General features: G+C 64.1%; 15 protein-coding genes. 6 read left to right on the top strand and 9 right to left on the bottom strand.

Going from position 1 to position 14299, the window contains the following annotated elements:
* On the bottom strand, positions 1–721 hold a 721-nt coding region (locus ACI944_RS05265; protein ID WP_411718015.1), incomplete at its 3' end, for a transcription initiation factor IIB.
* 256 nt (positions 722–977) lie between these two features.
* Between ACI944_RS05265 and ACI944_RS05260 the strand changes: the two genes are divergently transcribed.
* A complete protein-coding gene (locus ACI944_RS05260; protein ID WP_411718014.1) occupies positions 978–2789 on the top strand; it encodes a formate/nitrite transporter family protein in 1812 nt (603 codons plus the stop codon).
* Between the two features lie 66 nt (positions 2790–2855).
* Here ACI944_RS05260 and ACI944_RS05255 read toward each other — a convergent pair whose 3' ends face one another.
* A complete protein-coding gene (locus ACI944_RS05255) occupies positions 2856–4358 on the bottom strand; it encodes a TrkH family potassium uptake protein (RefSeq protein ID WP_411718013.1) in 1503 nt (500 codons plus the stop codon).
* Positions 4359–5696: a Trk system potassium transporter TrkA gene (trkA, locus tag ACI944_RS05250; RefSeq protein WP_411718012.1), complete on the bottom strand. Its 1338-nt coding sequence runs from the start codon at positions 5694–5696 to the stop codon at positions 4359–4361. It abuts the gene before it with no gap.
* 86 nt (positions 5697–5782) lie between these two features.
* On the opposite strand from trkA, the gene ACI944_RS05245 reads away from it, so the two are divergent.
* Positions 5783–6541, top strand: a complete 759-nt coding sequence (locus ACI944_RS05245) for a helix-turn-helix domain-containing protein (protein WP_411718011.1) — start codon at positions 5783–5785, stop codon at positions 6539–6541.
* 27 nt (positions 6542–6568) lie between these two features.
* Here the strand turns inward: ACI944_RS05245 and ACI944_RS05240 are convergent, their stop codons facing one another.
* From ACI944_RS05240 to nirK, 6 genes are read right to left on the bottom strand one after another with little or no spacing between them, the layout of a single operon-like run.
* The gene (locus tag ACI944_RS05240; protein WP_411718010.1) at positions 6569–7228 is read right to left on the bottom strand and encodes a cytochrome c biogenesis CcdA family protein; all 660 of its coding nucleotides are present in this window, start codon (positions 7226–7228) and stop codon (positions 6569–6571) included.
* A 4-nt stretch (positions 7229–7232) separates the two neighbouring features.
* Positions 7233–7760 carry a TlpA family protein disulfide reductase gene (locus ACI944_RS05235; protein ID WP_411718009.1) on the bottom strand — a complete coding sequence of 176 codons (528 nt, stop codon included), beginning with the start codon at positions 7758–7760 and terminating at the stop codon, positions 7233–7235.
* A gap of 3 nt (positions 7761–7763) precedes the next feature.
* On the bottom strand, positions 7764–8459 hold the full coding sequence (locus ACI944_RS05230) for an SCO family protein (protein WP_411718008.1): 696 nt from the start codon (positions 8457–8459) through the stop codon (positions 7764–7766).
* A complete protein-coding gene (locus tag ACI944_RS05225; RefSeq protein WP_411718007.1) occupies positions 8456–9121 on the bottom strand; it encodes a plastocyanin/azurin family copper-binding protein in 666 nt (221 codons plus the stop codon). Before ACI944_RS05225 ends, ACI944_RS05230 begins: the two co-directional genes overlap by 4 nt.
* Complete coding sequence (locus tag ACI944_RS05220; protein WP_411718006.1) at positions 9121–9759, bottom strand: plastocyanin/azurin family copper-binding protein; 639 nt, start codon at positions 9757–9759, stop codon at positions 9121–9123. The genes ACI944_RS05225 and ACI944_RS05220 overlap by 1 nt, the downstream gene beginning before the upstream one ends.
* 43 nt (positions 9760–9802) lie before the next feature.
* Complete coding sequence (nirK, locus tag ACI944_RS05215; protein WP_411718005.1) at positions 9803–10933, bottom strand: copper-containing nitrite reductase; 1131 nt, start codon at positions 10931–10933, stop codon at positions 9803–9805.
* Between the two features lie 161 nt (positions 10934–11094).
* Between nirK and ACI944_RS05210 the strand changes: the two genes are divergently transcribed.
* From ACI944_RS05210 to ACI944_RS05195, 4 genes are all read left to right on the top strand, one after another.
* The gene (locus ACI944_RS05210; RefSeq protein ID WP_411718004.1) at positions 11095–11757 is read left to right on the top strand and encodes a helix-turn-helix domain-containing protein; all 663 of its coding nucleotides are present in this window, start codon (positions 11095–11097) and stop codon (positions 11755–11757) included.
* Between the two features lie 219 nt (positions 11758–11976).
* On the top strand, positions 11977–13365 hold the full coding sequence (gene cyoE / locus ACI944_RS05205) for a heme o synthase (protein ID WP_411718003.1): 1389 nt from the start codon (positions 11977–11979) through the stop codon (positions 13363–13365).
* A 113-nt stretch (positions 13366–13478) separates the two neighbouring features.
* Positions 13479–13625, top strand: coding sequence for a hypothetical protein (locus tag ACI944_RS05200; protein WP_411718002.1), 147 nt, complete (start codon positions 13479–13481; stop codon positions 13623–13625).
* A gap of 2 nt (positions 13626–13627) precedes the next feature.
* Positions 13628–14173: a cytochrome C oxidase subunit II gene (locus tag ACI944_RS05195; RefSeq protein ID WP_411718001.1), complete on the top strand. Its 546-nt coding sequence runs from the start codon at positions 13628–13630 to the stop codon at positions 14171–14173.
* Positions 14174–14299: the final 126 nt, after the last annotated feature.

The following is a 14299-nucleotide window of genomic DNA, read 5'->3' as shown; positions in this document are numbered from 1 at the left end:
GCCCTGTCGCGAGCCCGGATTTGTGTGCCTCCCTCGCCAACTGCCGGGCCGCCCGCTCAACGTCGCTCGGAACGTCAAGTTTCGATGCGAACCGGGCGAGGTACTCGGCGGGATCGATCGGCCCCGTAGGGAGATCGAGTGTCCGGTTCAACGCTCCGTAGGCAACTTTGAGTTCGTCCGCAGCCGCGCTCGCGACGGCGACGATCTCCTCAAGCGTCCGCGAGACCGACGCCGTCCGGCAGGTCGCATACACCGACGCAGCGGCGAACCCCTCGATACAGCGTCCCTGAAGTAGATCGGATTCCTGTGCCGACTCGAAAAGGACACACGAGCGGTCACGCAGGTCGTCCGGTAGCTCTAACTGGCCGGTTAGCCGCCGGATCTCGGTGAATCCGTGAATACGGTTCCGGGCACGCTTTGAGGGGATCTGCGCTCGCTTGTGCTGTCTCCGCATTCGGGCCACCTGTCGTCGTTTTCGGCCCTTGAGTCGTGTCGATCGTCCGATCTCAGTTGAGAGCCCGCGATCGTGCCGTGAGCGAGTCAGCGGCGCCCCACAGCGCTCGGGATTCGTCTGGTCGTCGGCGAAGGAACGCCACTCAGGGCCACGGTCCAACTCGTCCTCCGAAACGACGAGGCCGCACTCCTCACAGACCGTCTCCGTTCCCGCACTCCGGAGCGTGCCGTCGCATTCGGGGCATCCTTGTCGTGTCGTCGTGCTCATCACGTGTGGACCTTCGGCGGAATCATATATTAAAAAGGCATCGCGAGCACCCCCGACGGCCGGTGACAGCGATCAATAGCATACCGGTAACCGGTATGTTCTATCAAGGCTTTGCCGGCCGTCCGGAACCGGTCGCTGCTCAGTCGACGCGCTCTCTCGCCGCTGGCGCGCGCTACCGGCCGGCAACGCGAGTCAGCCCTAGGGGCACGGCGACATACATAAACTGATTAGTCGTGGGGCGGTGCTACCAGAAGCAATGAGCGACCGGGAGCCGGAGGAGGGAACCTCCGTGCGGGATGCGATGGAACGGTCGAGAAGCGGCGCGCCCGCCGTCGGGGGAGTCATCCGAGACCGCTTTGAGACCGACGAGGTGTTTCAACGCATCATCGCCGCCGCCGACGAGGAGGTCACCACGAAGAGCCGGGAGCTGTTTTTCAGCGCGCTAGCGGGCGGGTTTGCGATCACACTCACCTTCCTGATTTACTCATCGATGACCGCCAAAACCGGCGGTGCGCCCGTGCGGAGCGCGCTCCTGTACCCGATCGGGTTTATATACATCATCTTGGGCGGCTACCAACTCTACACGGAGAACACGGTCCCGCCCGTCGCGCTCGCGCTTGAGCGGTTGGCGAGCCTCCCCGCGATGTTGCGGCAGTGGGGGATCGTCCTCGTTGGGAACTTCGCGGGCGGGCTGTTCGGGGCGTTGATACTCGCCTACACCGGTGTCTTTTCGCCGGAAGCGGCGGCGGCTGCGATCGACATCTCACAGAAGGGCGTCGAAACGGGCTTTTGGGATCTGTTCTTCAAGGCCGGCTTCGCCGGACTAATAGTTGCCGGCGTCGTTTGGCTGGATTTCGCCGCTCGTGATACGATCTCGCGGTTCTTCCTCGTTTATATCGCCTTTCTTTTGATCCCGCTTGCTGATCTCTTCCACGTCGTCGTCTCCTTTACCGAACTCATGTACCTCGTCTTCCTCGGCGAAGCGGCGCTTTTGCCGGGCCTCGTCGGCTTTGTTCTCCCCGTCCTCCTCGGCAACACCATCGGCGGCGTCGTCCTCGTTACCGTCGTCAACTACTTCCAAACAACCGAAGAACGCCTTGAGGAGGCTCGCTTCGGCGGGGTCGAACGCCGACTGTCGGTGCGGGAGTCTGCGTTCGGCGGCCTCGTGGGACGCTCCTACGTGCCGCTTTTAGACACCGGGGGGCGACCCGGCGACACCGAAGGGGACGCCTACCGGGTGATGGTTCCGATCGCGAACCCCCGAACCGAAGCTCCGCTCGTCGAGTTCGCCTGCACGCTCGCCGAACAGCGCGAAGACGCGAACGTCCACGTCGTCCACCTGATTGAGACGTCCGACGAGATGGTGCGGCGATACGGTCCCGGGCAGGTCGACCGGATCGCGGGCGAGTCGAAGGCGCTCCTGCGCGATATCGAGGCGACGGCGGACGCCTACGACGTTCGATACAGCTCCTCGACGGTCGTGTCCCACCGATCGTTCGTCGAGATGTTCGACGAGGCTAGATCGATGGCGGCCGACCTCGTGGTGCTTGGATGGGACGATGATCGCCCGTGGGCGAGAGACAAACCCCAGCGCTCGCTCGATCAGCTCAAACACGAGCCGCCGTGTGATTTCCTCGTGCTCAAGGACCGCGAACTAGACCTGTCTCGCGTGCTCGTTCCGACGGCGGGCGGTCCTGATTCGATCTTGAGCGCCGAGGTCGCGACCGCACTCGGGGCAAGCATCGGCACCGAGGTGTCGTTGCTTCACGTCGTCGACTCGCCGGCGGAGCGGGCTGCCGGAACGGAGTTCCTCCGCTCGTGGGCAGCGGATCACGATCTTGCGGAGGCCGAGTTGCTCATCGACGACTCCGGCGACGTTGAGGGAGCCATCGCGCGCGAGGCCACCGACGAGTCGCTCGTGCTGCTCGGCGCGAGCGAGCGGGGCGTGCTCTCGCGGTTCGTCACTAATTCGCTGCACCTCAGCGTCGTCAACGATCTCGACTGTTCGGTCGCGATCGCCGAGCGGCCCGCGGGACGGAACCTCCTCCGGCGACTGTTCGGCCGGTAGCGGCTGGGCGGTGCGTCGGCTTTCTCGTCTCGACTTCCTCGATTCGCCTGTGAGCGGCCCGTCCGATCACGACCGCCAGAAGGAGGGGGTAAAGAGCACCAATACGGGGATGATCTCGATCCGGCCGATCCACATCAGGATGATCATCGCCACCTTCGTTACCATTGAGAAGCCGTCGTAGGTGCCGTAGGGGCCGGCATCGCCGAATGCGGGGCCGATGTTGAGAAACGTCGAAGCGGCCGCGCCCATCGCCTCGAACTCCGAGACGTTCGTCCCGACGCGCACCGAGTCGACGATAACGAAGCCCGTGAACAGAACGAAGAGTACGATACTCAAGAGGAGATACGCGTAGATGTCTCGAATCGTCTCCTCGTCGACGGGGCGACCGGAGAGTCTGACCAAGCGGACGGCCTCGGGGTGGATGCTAGTGAAAAGATCCCGACGGAACGTCTTCAGCGCGACCAACCACCGCAACGACTTGATCGAGCAGCTCGTCGACCCGACCATCCCGCCGAGAAACATACAGACAAAGAGCATGTGCTTTGCGGCCGCGGACCAAAGCTCGAAATCCGCGCTTGCGTACCCGGTCGTCGTAACCATCGAGGCGACGTTGAACACCGCGTGCCTGAGGGTCGCCTCAGTCCCGAACGTCACTGTGGGGTCGATGGCGAGCGTCGCGGCGACGACCGCGGTGAAGACGGCGATCGTTCCGATGTAAAAGTGGAACTCCTCGTTGCCCAACAGACGCATCGGTTCGCCGTTGATGGCGACGTACAGCAGGACGAAACTCGTCGATCCGGCGATCATGAACGGGACGACGGCCCACTGGATGATCGGCGCGAACGCCCCGACGCTCAGCGGCTCCGGCGAGAATCCGGCGGTCGCAACTGAGGTTAACGCGTGGGCAACGGCGTTGTAGAGGTCCATCTCCGGCGCGAGGCCGGCGACCCCGAGCCCGTAGTACACCGCGATGGCGAGGCCGGTCAGCCCGAGGTACAGCCCCCAGATGAGCCGCGCCGTCTCCACGATCCGCGGGGTCAGCTTGTCGACGTTTCGCGTCTGTGATTCGGTTTCCATCAGCTGTGCGCCGCCGACCCCGAGTTCCGAGAGGATCGCTGTCGCGAGAATAAGGATGCCGAGCCCACCCAGCCACTGGATGAGTTGTCGCCACATCAAGATCGCGCGGCCATGGATCGAAAACGACTGCAGCGTCGTCGCTCCCGTCGTCGTCAGCCCACTCATCGACTCGAACAATGCGTTGATGGGGTGTGCGAACACCCCGACACCCGTGACGGCGAAGGGGATCGCCCCGACGGCGGCGACGAGAAACCAGATCGCCGCCACCGCGAGAAACGCCTCCCGTGGCCCGAGCTGTCCCGGGTCGCCGGGGAGTCTCCAGAGTGCGCCGCCGACAGCCAGCGTGACCAAGATGGCCGCAAAAAACGGGACGACCGACTCGCCGTACCACACGGCGAGCAAGAGCGGGAACGCGAGCGGGATGGCGAGATACCACAGCACCCGTCCGGTCAGATCGAGACTCGCCCGCCAGTCGACTCGCGGTCGGAACATCTACGCCATCGCCGTCATCTCCTCGACGAACGATGTCTCTACGAAGACGACAATGTGGTCACCAGCATACAGCTCCGTGTCGCCGCGCGGGGTGATCAGCTCCCGGTCTCTGGTGATCGCGCCGAAAACGATGTCCGCCTCCAGTTCGGTCGCGACCTCCTCGATCGGGCGGTTGGTGAGTTTGCTCGCGTCAGTCAATTTTAGTTCCAACACCTCGGCTTGATCGCCTTCCAGCACCGCGATGTTTTCCGCGATTCCGCTGTGGGTAAAGCGGGTGATCTCCTCGGCGGTCACCTGCCGGGGGTTGACCGCCACGTCGATGCCGATCTCCTCGAACAGCGTCACGTACTCGTCGTTGTCGACGATGGCGACGACACGGTCGGTCCCGAGTCGCTTTGCGAGCACCGACACGAGAAGGTTCCGCTCGTCGCTGTCCAGCGCCGCCACGACGATGTCGGCCTCGTCGACGTGCTCGCGGGCCAGAAACTTCGTGTCGGTCGCGTCGTGTTCCATCACGAGCGTGTTCGGCAGCATCTCGGCGAGTTCTCTTGCTCGGTCGTGGTCCTGCTCGACGATCCGCGGCGATAACGAGCGCTCCTCGAGCAGTCGGGCGGTCTGATAGCCGATCTCGCTCCCACCTATAATGACGATATCGTCTGCCTCGCCCGGCGTCACCTGCGGGGCGATGTCGCTTGCAAAGGCTTGGACGCTCTCTGGGCTCCCGATGACGACCGCTCGGTCGCCGGCCTCGATGACAGTCTTTCCGCGCGGGAGAATGAGGTCGTCGCCGCGAAAGAGCCCCGCGAACGTTAGTGACTCGAAGCGGTCGGCCTCGGCGATGGTCTGTCCGGCAACGGGGCTCGCCGCGTCGATCTCGAACTCTGCCATCTGGACGAGCCCCTCTGCGAAAGGATCGACGTCGACCGCCGACGGGAGCCCGACCACCCGGACGACGTTCTCGGCGCTCAAAAGGTCCGAACAGACCATGAAGTCGACACCGAAGGCCATCCGCGTCAGTTTCCAAGTGCGGAGGTACTCGACGCTTTTCGTGCGGGCGATCGTGAAGGGGTCGGCGATCGTCTTCGCGGTCTCGGCGGCCACGAGGTTCGCCCGGTCGTCGTCGGTGCTGGCGATGAACAGATCCGCCGAGGCGACATCGGCCGTTCGTAACACCGACAGTGACGTGCCATCGCCCGAAAGCGCCATGACATCGAGTTCGTACGTTAGCTGTTCGGTTCGGTCAGCATCGATGTCGATGACGACGACGTCGTGGGATGGCGCGAGGCTCCTCGCGATCGAGGTGCCGACCTCTCCGGCCCCGACGATGACGGTTCGCATATGTCCACGACTCGGCGAACGTTAAAGTGAATTACTATCAATTGGGGCACGGTGAAATCCGTAGAGCGTAGCGGTTCGTCCTGCCGATGCCGAATACGGTGAACATGTTCGCGTCAATCGACTCCTTCGTCGATGTGGTACTCACGTGTAAGCGCGATTTCCAACACGGGTGCCATCCCATCATGCCATACACCAAACTCACGATCACGGTCCCGGAGTCCGTCTGGATCGGGGAGGTCTCACGGACGTACCCCGACACCGAATTTCGTGTACTCGCCGCAACGACGTGCAGTCCATCGGGCGTCGTCCAACTCGAGGTTCACAGTACGGAGTGCGAAACGATCTGTGAGGAGATACGAGGGTACAATAGCGTCACGGAGCTCACCGTTTTCGAGGCGGGGTCGAAGTGCTGTCGGGTCCAAGTGGAGACGACGGTGCCGCTTCTGTTAATGGCTATCGAGGGCTCGGGCGTCCCGCTGGAGACACCCTTCGAGATACGGGATGGAGGTATGGAACTCGAGGCGATGCTGCCCCAGCACCGACTGTCGGCGCTGAGCGACCAGTTCGAACGGTTCGACATCGATTTTACCGTCGACGAAATCCGGCAAAACGACGAGGCGGACTCGTTGCTCACCGATCGACAGCACTGGTTGGTCGGGGAGGCGATCGAGCGAGGATACTACGACACACCCCGGGGCTGTACGCTCACGGGCCTCGCAGAATCGGTCGATCTCGCGAAGTCGACGTGTAGTGAAGTGCTCCACCGTGCGGAGGGGCAGGTTCTGAAGCAGCACATCTTAGACAGCCACGACCTCAGGACGCGAGCGGTCGCAAGCGGCGATTGAACGGTTTTTCGAACGAAGCCCAAGGGGTCAGGACGCTATGGTCAGGTACACCTGTCCGAGTCCTGCCGCAACGAGGACGCCCCCGGCGATCCGTGTCAGTGTCTCGACGTGGTTGCTCGCCCGGCCGACGAGAGCATCGTGCCCGACAGCGGTGGCGACCGTCGCGACCATCATCAGGGTACCGAACCCGCCAGCATAGGCCCCCAACACGACGGCGGTCCCCGACGCCGAGAACGTCACGGACTGGAGGGTGACCGCCAAGAACAGCGGCAAGACGCAGGCCATCGCAGCGAGGGCGTAGAGCGCTCCGAACAGCGCGAATCCGAGAATGCTCGCCCGGCGCTTCGGAAGCGAAACGTGTAGCGAGCCGGTGTGGCCGGTCAACACTGCAGCCCCAAGAGCAATCAATAACACCCCGACGGACAGTTCCACCGCCGGGAGCACACGCTCGACGAGGTCACTGGCGACGACAGCGATCGCGGAGAGAACGGCAAACGTGCCGAACACGCCGACTGCGGCGGCGCTACCCCGGGCGAAGACGCCGGATAATGGCGGCGTCTCCTCCTCAACGCTCGCGGCGTAGTAGCCGACGTAGCCGGGCAACAGTGCGTATGAGCACGGCGAAAAAAACGTCGCGATACCGGCCCCCATCGCGAACACTGCGCTTCCATAGAGTCCGACGGCCATCTGATTACTCCTCCGCGGCCCGGATCTGTGTGCGGATCTCCTCGGCGTCCGTCCGGCCGCGGTGTCGCCAGCGGACCCGGTTTTGAGCGTCAAGAACGAACGCATAGGGGACACCCGAGGCCTCGAATTCCCTGGTAAGCGTGAGATCGCGATCAGCCGCGACCGTCCACGCCCCGCTGTGCTCGCGCCACCACGTCGCAACGTCCTCGCGCGTGACCGTCTCGCCCAGCGGCTCGTTGGTCACCGAAAGAAACTGGACATCTTCGCCGACCGCGTCGTGCGCCGCGACGAGTTCGGGCATCATGGATTCACAGACGTTACACCACGTCGCGAACAACTCAAGGAAGGTCACACGTCCCCGTTCGGGGGTCATCACGGTGTCGGCGTTGCTCTCGGGGGCGGCGATAACATCAAGGGAGACGGCCTCAACCGCCGCTGAGTCGGTCGTTTCCACGACATCGAAGGCGACCGCCGCGCCGCCGCCGAGGGCGGCAAGACTGCCAGCGCCCACGAGGAGATCGCGGCGGCGCATCGGCTACCACCCCTCGACGAGCGCACGGGCGTCGTCGACGCCCGCTCCAGCCTCGGGCGGGCCGCCGTTGTAGGCCCGCTCGACGATTCCCTCTTTGTTGACGAGCAAGATCAACGAAGAGTGCTCGTAGTGGCCGCCGCTCCCGGAGTAGGCGACGCCGAACGTCTCGTCGACGACCGCTCGGGCTTTCTCGGGCGAGTCGGGGCGGAGGAAAAACCAGTTGTCCGCGTCGCGGTTAACGCCCATCCGGTCGCAGTACTCGTCGATCATCTCCGCGGTGTCCGTCTCGGGGTCGAACGTCGTCGGCATGAACGCGAACTCCTCGGCGTAGTCCTCGGCGACCGAGTCGGCCTGCACGCGCCGCAGGGAACTTACGAGCCCCGGACAGACCGTCCCGCACGTCGTGTAGACGAACGTCAACATGGCGTGTCGGTCGCCGACGAACTCGGTGGTCGTCACCTCGCGGTCGTGCAGCGGCGCCGGGATCGTCGCCTCCGGGATCGCCTCGCCGTAATCGGGGAACGGGAGGTCGATCTCCTTGCGGCGCTCGTAGTTCTCCGGGGGACCGAGCACCGTCCGCTCGGCCGTCTCGCTCGAACCGCCGAGACAACCCGCGGTGGATGCGCCGAGAGCGACTGCCCCGGCCGTTTTCAAGACTGTTCGTCTGTCGTAGGTGTAGTTGTGTTGTCGTGTAGTCATGGTCGGCTCCCCGCGAGCTGTCGGTCGGTCGGTCGGTACGTCCCGTGCCCGTCGGCGTCCGCCGCCACGTCGGCCCCGGCCTCGAGGACGGGCCGTGTCCGTTCGTTGAACAGCTCGAGCGCGCGCACCACCCGAACGGGCAACTCCCCGGGTGGCGGGTCCATCGCCGGTTGGGTGTCGGGATCGGGCCAGCCGACGATGACGCGGCCGACGTTGCCCGCGACCTCGTGGGAGACACAGACTTCCTGTTTGTCGACGTAGTCGTAGACGCCCTCGATGTCGAACGTCCGCGCGTAGCTCGCACCCGGGCCGTCAAGCAGGTCGCTACGCCAGGCGTCGACGCCCTCGGGCGTCCGGTCCGGCGGTTGATGCATGAACGACCGGACGTCCTCGTGGTAGGCCGTCACGTCGTGTCGGCCCGTCTCGACGAGCCACTCGACGGTCGCACCGACCTCAACGTGGACGATCTGGGGATCGAACTCCGGGGCCGGCTCCGAGCGGATCGCCACAGTGACCCCCTCGGCCGGCGAGCCCAACGCCGCGGCCGGCGGTTCCGGCGTCGCCGATCCGGACTGTCCGCCGATGCCAAGACAACCGCTACCGGACGCGACAGCGGCTGTCGCACCCGCGGCGGCGATCATCTCCCGCCGGCTGTATGTCACTACTCGGTTCCCCCCGGCCCAGCCTCAAGGACGGGCCGCGTCTCATCGTCGAACATCTCAAAGGCGTTGCGAACCTGCGATGGGGCGTCCGCCGCCTCCTCGTCGGTGAGTGGTTGCATCGCGGGCTCGGTGGCCGGATCGGGCCAGCCGACAACGACGCGGCCGACGTTGCCCGCGACCTCGTGGGAGATGCAGACGGTCTGTCTGTCGACGTAGTCGTAGACGCCCTCAACATCGAACGTCCGCTCGTACGTCGACCCGGGGCCGGTGAGGTACTCGCTCTCCCAAGCGTCGACGCCCTCGGGCGTCCGGTGGGGCGGGTGGTTGTCCTCGTGGTAGCCGGTCACGTCGTGCCGGCCCGTCTCGACGAGCCACTCGATGGTCGCACCGGGGCTGACGTGGAGGATCTGCGGGGTGAACTCCGGCCAGGGGTTAGAGGTGATCGTGATAGTAGGTGACTCCGCTGGTGTGCCCAACTCGCCCGCGTCCTCCGGGGGCGCAACCGGCGTCGCATCGTCGGCGGCGTCCCTCGGTTCGTCTTCGGAGCCGCCACCAACGCCGAGACAGCCCGAAAGCGCTGCTGCAGCCGTACCTGCCGCGACCGTGAGTGTGCGCCGCCGCGTCGGAGGTTGTGTCATGATCGTTCACTCCGTGGATAGTGGGAGCGGCCGTCCGCTCCCGTCAGTTTTCGGTGTTCGATTCCGCCGCTTCGCCCGCCGATCCGGGGTCGGGATCGAAGATCCCTGGCTCCGGCGAGCCCTCGACTTGAATGATGCCGAGGGTGCCCTTGCGAACGACTCGCGTGAGCGCGTGGTCGACGAGTTTGATCGGACCAGGAACCGGGGTGTCGATCTCCGCGATCGCGACCGACCCGGGGACGACCGGGGCCGTCTCGACGTAGCGATCCGGGTCCGAAACGACATCACCGTCGCGGTAGAACGTCTCCCAGACGTTCCCGATGCCGTGCCAGGAACTCATCAGGTTCGGCCCGCCCTGCGAGTGGAAGATACGGATCCGCTCTCCTTTTTGAACCGTGACCGGACCGTATCCGTTACCGGTAAAGGCGTACGCCTCGCCGTTGAGACAGACGTAGGTCGGGTCCTCCCGTCGCATCGCGTCGAAGGAGAACGAATGGTGACCCTCTTCGCCCGGTTGGCCGTCGGTGTACAGTTCGTTCTGTCCGAAGTACAGTTCGCGGTCGACCTCCGGCAGGCCCGCTTCGGGTTCGACGAGGATCGCGCCGAACATCCCGGCGCTGATGTGGTGATCCATGTTCGGGACCGCACAATGGTACACGTGGACACCGGGGTACATCGCCGTGAACTCGATCGTGGCCGACTCGCCTGGAGCGATCGTCGTGTCGTTAGCTCCACCACCGGGTCCGTAGACGGCGTGGAAGTCGATGTTATGCGGCATCGTGTTGCTCGAATCGTTCGTGAGGGTGAGGTTGACCCTGTCCCCGCGTCGGACTCGAACCATCGGGCCCGGAACTCGGCCGCCGAAGGTCATATAGTCGAAGGTCACACCGGGTTCAATCTCGGCCGTCTCCTCGGTGGTGGCTATCTCGATCTCGTGGCGTTTCGGTTCGTTCCGGTCGATCGGATCCGGCAGCTCTCTCGGATCGGCTGCGATCCGATCGGTGTCTAAGGACTTTGCCGCGTCCAACCCTTCATCCTGCGGCTGCGGTTCCGGCTGTGTATCCGCCGCTTCCTCCGGTTCGTCGTTGCCGACACACCCTGCGACAGCGAGCGCGCTGCCGGCACCGGCAACTTTCATGAACGTCCGTCGGTCCGAGTTGGTTTCTTCAGTCATCGTGCTTCTACGTGTGAATCTATAGGCAACCGTACAGAGTATTTCTCCGAACATGTTCGAAAGTCCCGTACTGCATCGACAGTCCGAAGCAAAACAGTGCGTACAGCGATCCAGCGTGATAAGGCGACACATAATTACGTCCCTCCGTTCGCATACGGGGTATGCCGCAAGCTAGGCTTCGCGTCGACCTCCCGGAGGGGCCGTGGATAGCCGACGTCTCCAGACAGCACCCCGAGACGATCTTCGAGGTCCTAACGGCGCTACCTGAGGAGGGACAGGGTTTCGGCCTCCTTCGGTTCCGGTCGGACACGGTCGAGTCGGTTCTCGAGGGGATTCGGGCGCACGAGACCATCGAGGAGGTTTCGATGATCCAACAGACGGAGCGGACGGCCACCATCCAGATCGTGACCTCCCGGCCGATGATCCTGTTGGCGGCCAAGCGCTCGGGTATCCCCATCGAAATGCCTGTGGAGATTCAGAACGGGACGGCTATTGTCGACGTGTCGGCCGGACACGACCGCCTCTCGACGCTGGGCGAGCAGTTCGACGCGATGGGCATCAGCTTCCAGATCGAGTACATCCAACAGCGCCTTCACCCCAACCAGCTCCTGACTGACCGCCAACAGGAGTTACTTTCGCTTGCGGCCTCGATGGGCTACTACGACACCCCGCGGGAGTGTACGCTCACCGAACTCGCCGAAGAGATCGGGCTCGCAAAGTCGACCTGCAGCGAAACGCTTCACCGCGCCGAGGAAGTCGTCATGAAAAAGTTCGTCGAGGAGCTGTTACCCCACAGCGACCTCGACTTCGAGTCGGCACAGTGACACTCACCGCGCTCCGCCCTCTTTTTTGTCATCTCTCTCCGCTCCCCGCCTCGTTTTGTCTCATCACCCATTCCCTCGCCTTCTTTTCGCTTGCCTCCCCGTCTTTCACTCGCCGCTCGGCGTCGCGTCGGCCGATTAGCGGAGATCTGTCGTGGGCTGCCGCGCCTCCCGAACACGTTCGGGAGAAGATACCGGTAGTGGGAGCCGCAGGTGGCGTATATGCAGAGGTTCACCACGACATTGATTATTGCGACGCTGTCCGCGTACCTGCTCGTCGTGCTCGGGGCGATGACTGCAGCGACCGACGCACAGTCCGTCGCAACAGGACATTACGGCGCTGCGGGGTTGGTCTGGGCACTCGTGTTCGCCGTCGCGTTCCGCGCTTGGACGGGCCACCACAACCGCCGTGTTCGCCTCGGATCGACGCTTGCGTTCGTCGCGTTCCCGGGACAGGCACTACTGGGGGCAGCAACGCTTCACGACCTCGCTGTCTTAGGTGAACAGGCACATCTCCTCGGTGGAATGTTCGTCTTCGGCTCGTTGCTCGTCGCGCTTGTGTGGCATCTCGACGGAGAGATCGAAGCCGATGTAGACCCGACTCAATACGGGACCGACTCGACAGACACCAGCGACCCCCGATCGGCGACAGGCGCTGTCGAAACGACTGAAACGGGCGGGACAGCAGATTCGTCGGCTGCGACGGCTGGCTCCATGCCCACGCCGCCGGCCGACCCATCTATCAGAGACCGCGCTCGCGCGTATGTGGCGCTAACGAAGCCCCGGCTGATGTGGCTCCTGAGCCTGCTCGCACTGGCCGGTATGGCGCTTTCGACGATCACCGGCGCGACGCTTGATGGCATAACTGTCGTCGCGACGCTCGCCGGAGGAACACTGGCGATCGGCGCGTCAGGGACGTTCAATCACGTCTACGAGCGCGACCGCGATCAGCAGATGGACCGGACCTCCGACCGCCCGTTGGTCATCGAAACCGTCGGCCCGATCCGCGCGGTAGCGTTCGGTGCCACGCTGTTCGCGGCCTCGATGGCGCTGTTGTTGATGTTTGTGAACCCCCTTGCGGCAGGTCTGACCGCGTTCGCGGCGATTTACTACGCTATCGTGTACACCGTCGTGCTCAAACCGTCGACGACCTGGAACACCGTGTTGGGTGGCGGTGCGGGCGCGCTCCCGGCCGTCATCGGCTGGGCGGCGATCACCGGACACGTCGGCCTCCCGGCGTTGCTCTTGTCGGCGGTCGTCTTCTGTTGGACACCCGCCCATTTTTACAATCTCGCTATCGCGTGTCGGGCGGACTACGACGCGGCCGGCTACCCGATGCTCCCGGTCGAGCGCGGGGTTGCGGTCGCACGCCGGCGGATTCTCTACTGGCTCGGCGCAACGCTTCTGCTCGTGGGAGCGCTCGGCGTCGTCGCGGAGTTCACGCTGGTGTACGCGGTCGTCTCCGCTGTTGCCGGCCTCGGATTCGTCTGGGCGGTCGCCCAACAGTACTACCGGGGAACTGACCAGTCCGCCTACCGCAGTTTCTACGCCTCGAACGCCTACCTCGGTGCCGTTCTGCTGGCGGTTCTATTCGAGACGATCGTCGCCTGAGTCCGGCTGTTGGGGCCGCAACCCGCCCGTTTCAAGAACACCACAACGGAGGCGAACATGTACGGCACAATCACCACGGGCAGGTGGTGACTACGGCTCAACGTACTAGACCAATGAGCACACCCCCATCAGAAGAAATCCCCGTGATGCAACGGCTGTACAACCGCATCTGGCTCCTCGCAGCCGCCGCGATCATCTTTTTCGCGGTCGTCTACCTCGGCTGGGGCCTGCTAGATATCCTCTCGGTGCCCGCGAGGTAACAATGTCGGGACCATTCGACGAACCCGAGGGTAACTGGTGGGACGAGCCGGTGAACCGACGCGAGAGTATGTGGCTCGGAATCGCCGGCTTCTGGTCGTTGGCCATCTTCGGCTGGATGAGCGGCTTCACCCGCTTCGGCGACCAGAACCCGATCGGGCAGACCTACGATGTCGAGCCCGAGGAGTATCAGGCGGTAGTCGGCGAGTACAAGGACGCGGCCGACGAGACCGAAGAGGGGCACCTGATCCCGCCGGGGGACTCGGTGTACATCGGCGGGCGGCGGTTCGGTTGGGACGGCCTCCCGGTCGTCCTCGAGGCGGGCCGTGAGTACGACATCCACCTGGGCTCGTACGATGTCCAGCACGGCTTCTCGGTCCGACCGGAGGAGAACCTGAGCAAGCAGATCAACCTCCAGGTGTTTCCGGGCAGCGAGTGGGTCATTCCGATGACGTTCGACGAACCGGGGAGGTATCACGTCATCTGCAACGAGTTCTGCGGGCGCGGTCACAACACCATGCACGGCGAGTTCCTCGTCGAGGAGGCCTGAGATGTCTGTCTTAGCTAACGTCTTGGGGCTGTTCGACGGCGAGTACGATGACGACGGATTCCGGGAGTGTTCCGTCACCGGGCTGTCGATTCACCGCTCGGCGGAGACGTACGTCAAACTGTTCGG

The organism is Natronomonas sp. (assembly GCF_046710025.1).
Classification (GTDB): Archaea; Halobacteriota; Halobacteria; order Halobacteriales; family Haloarculaceae; genus Natronomonas.
This window is presented reverse-complemented; position numbering and strand designations above follow the sequence as displayed.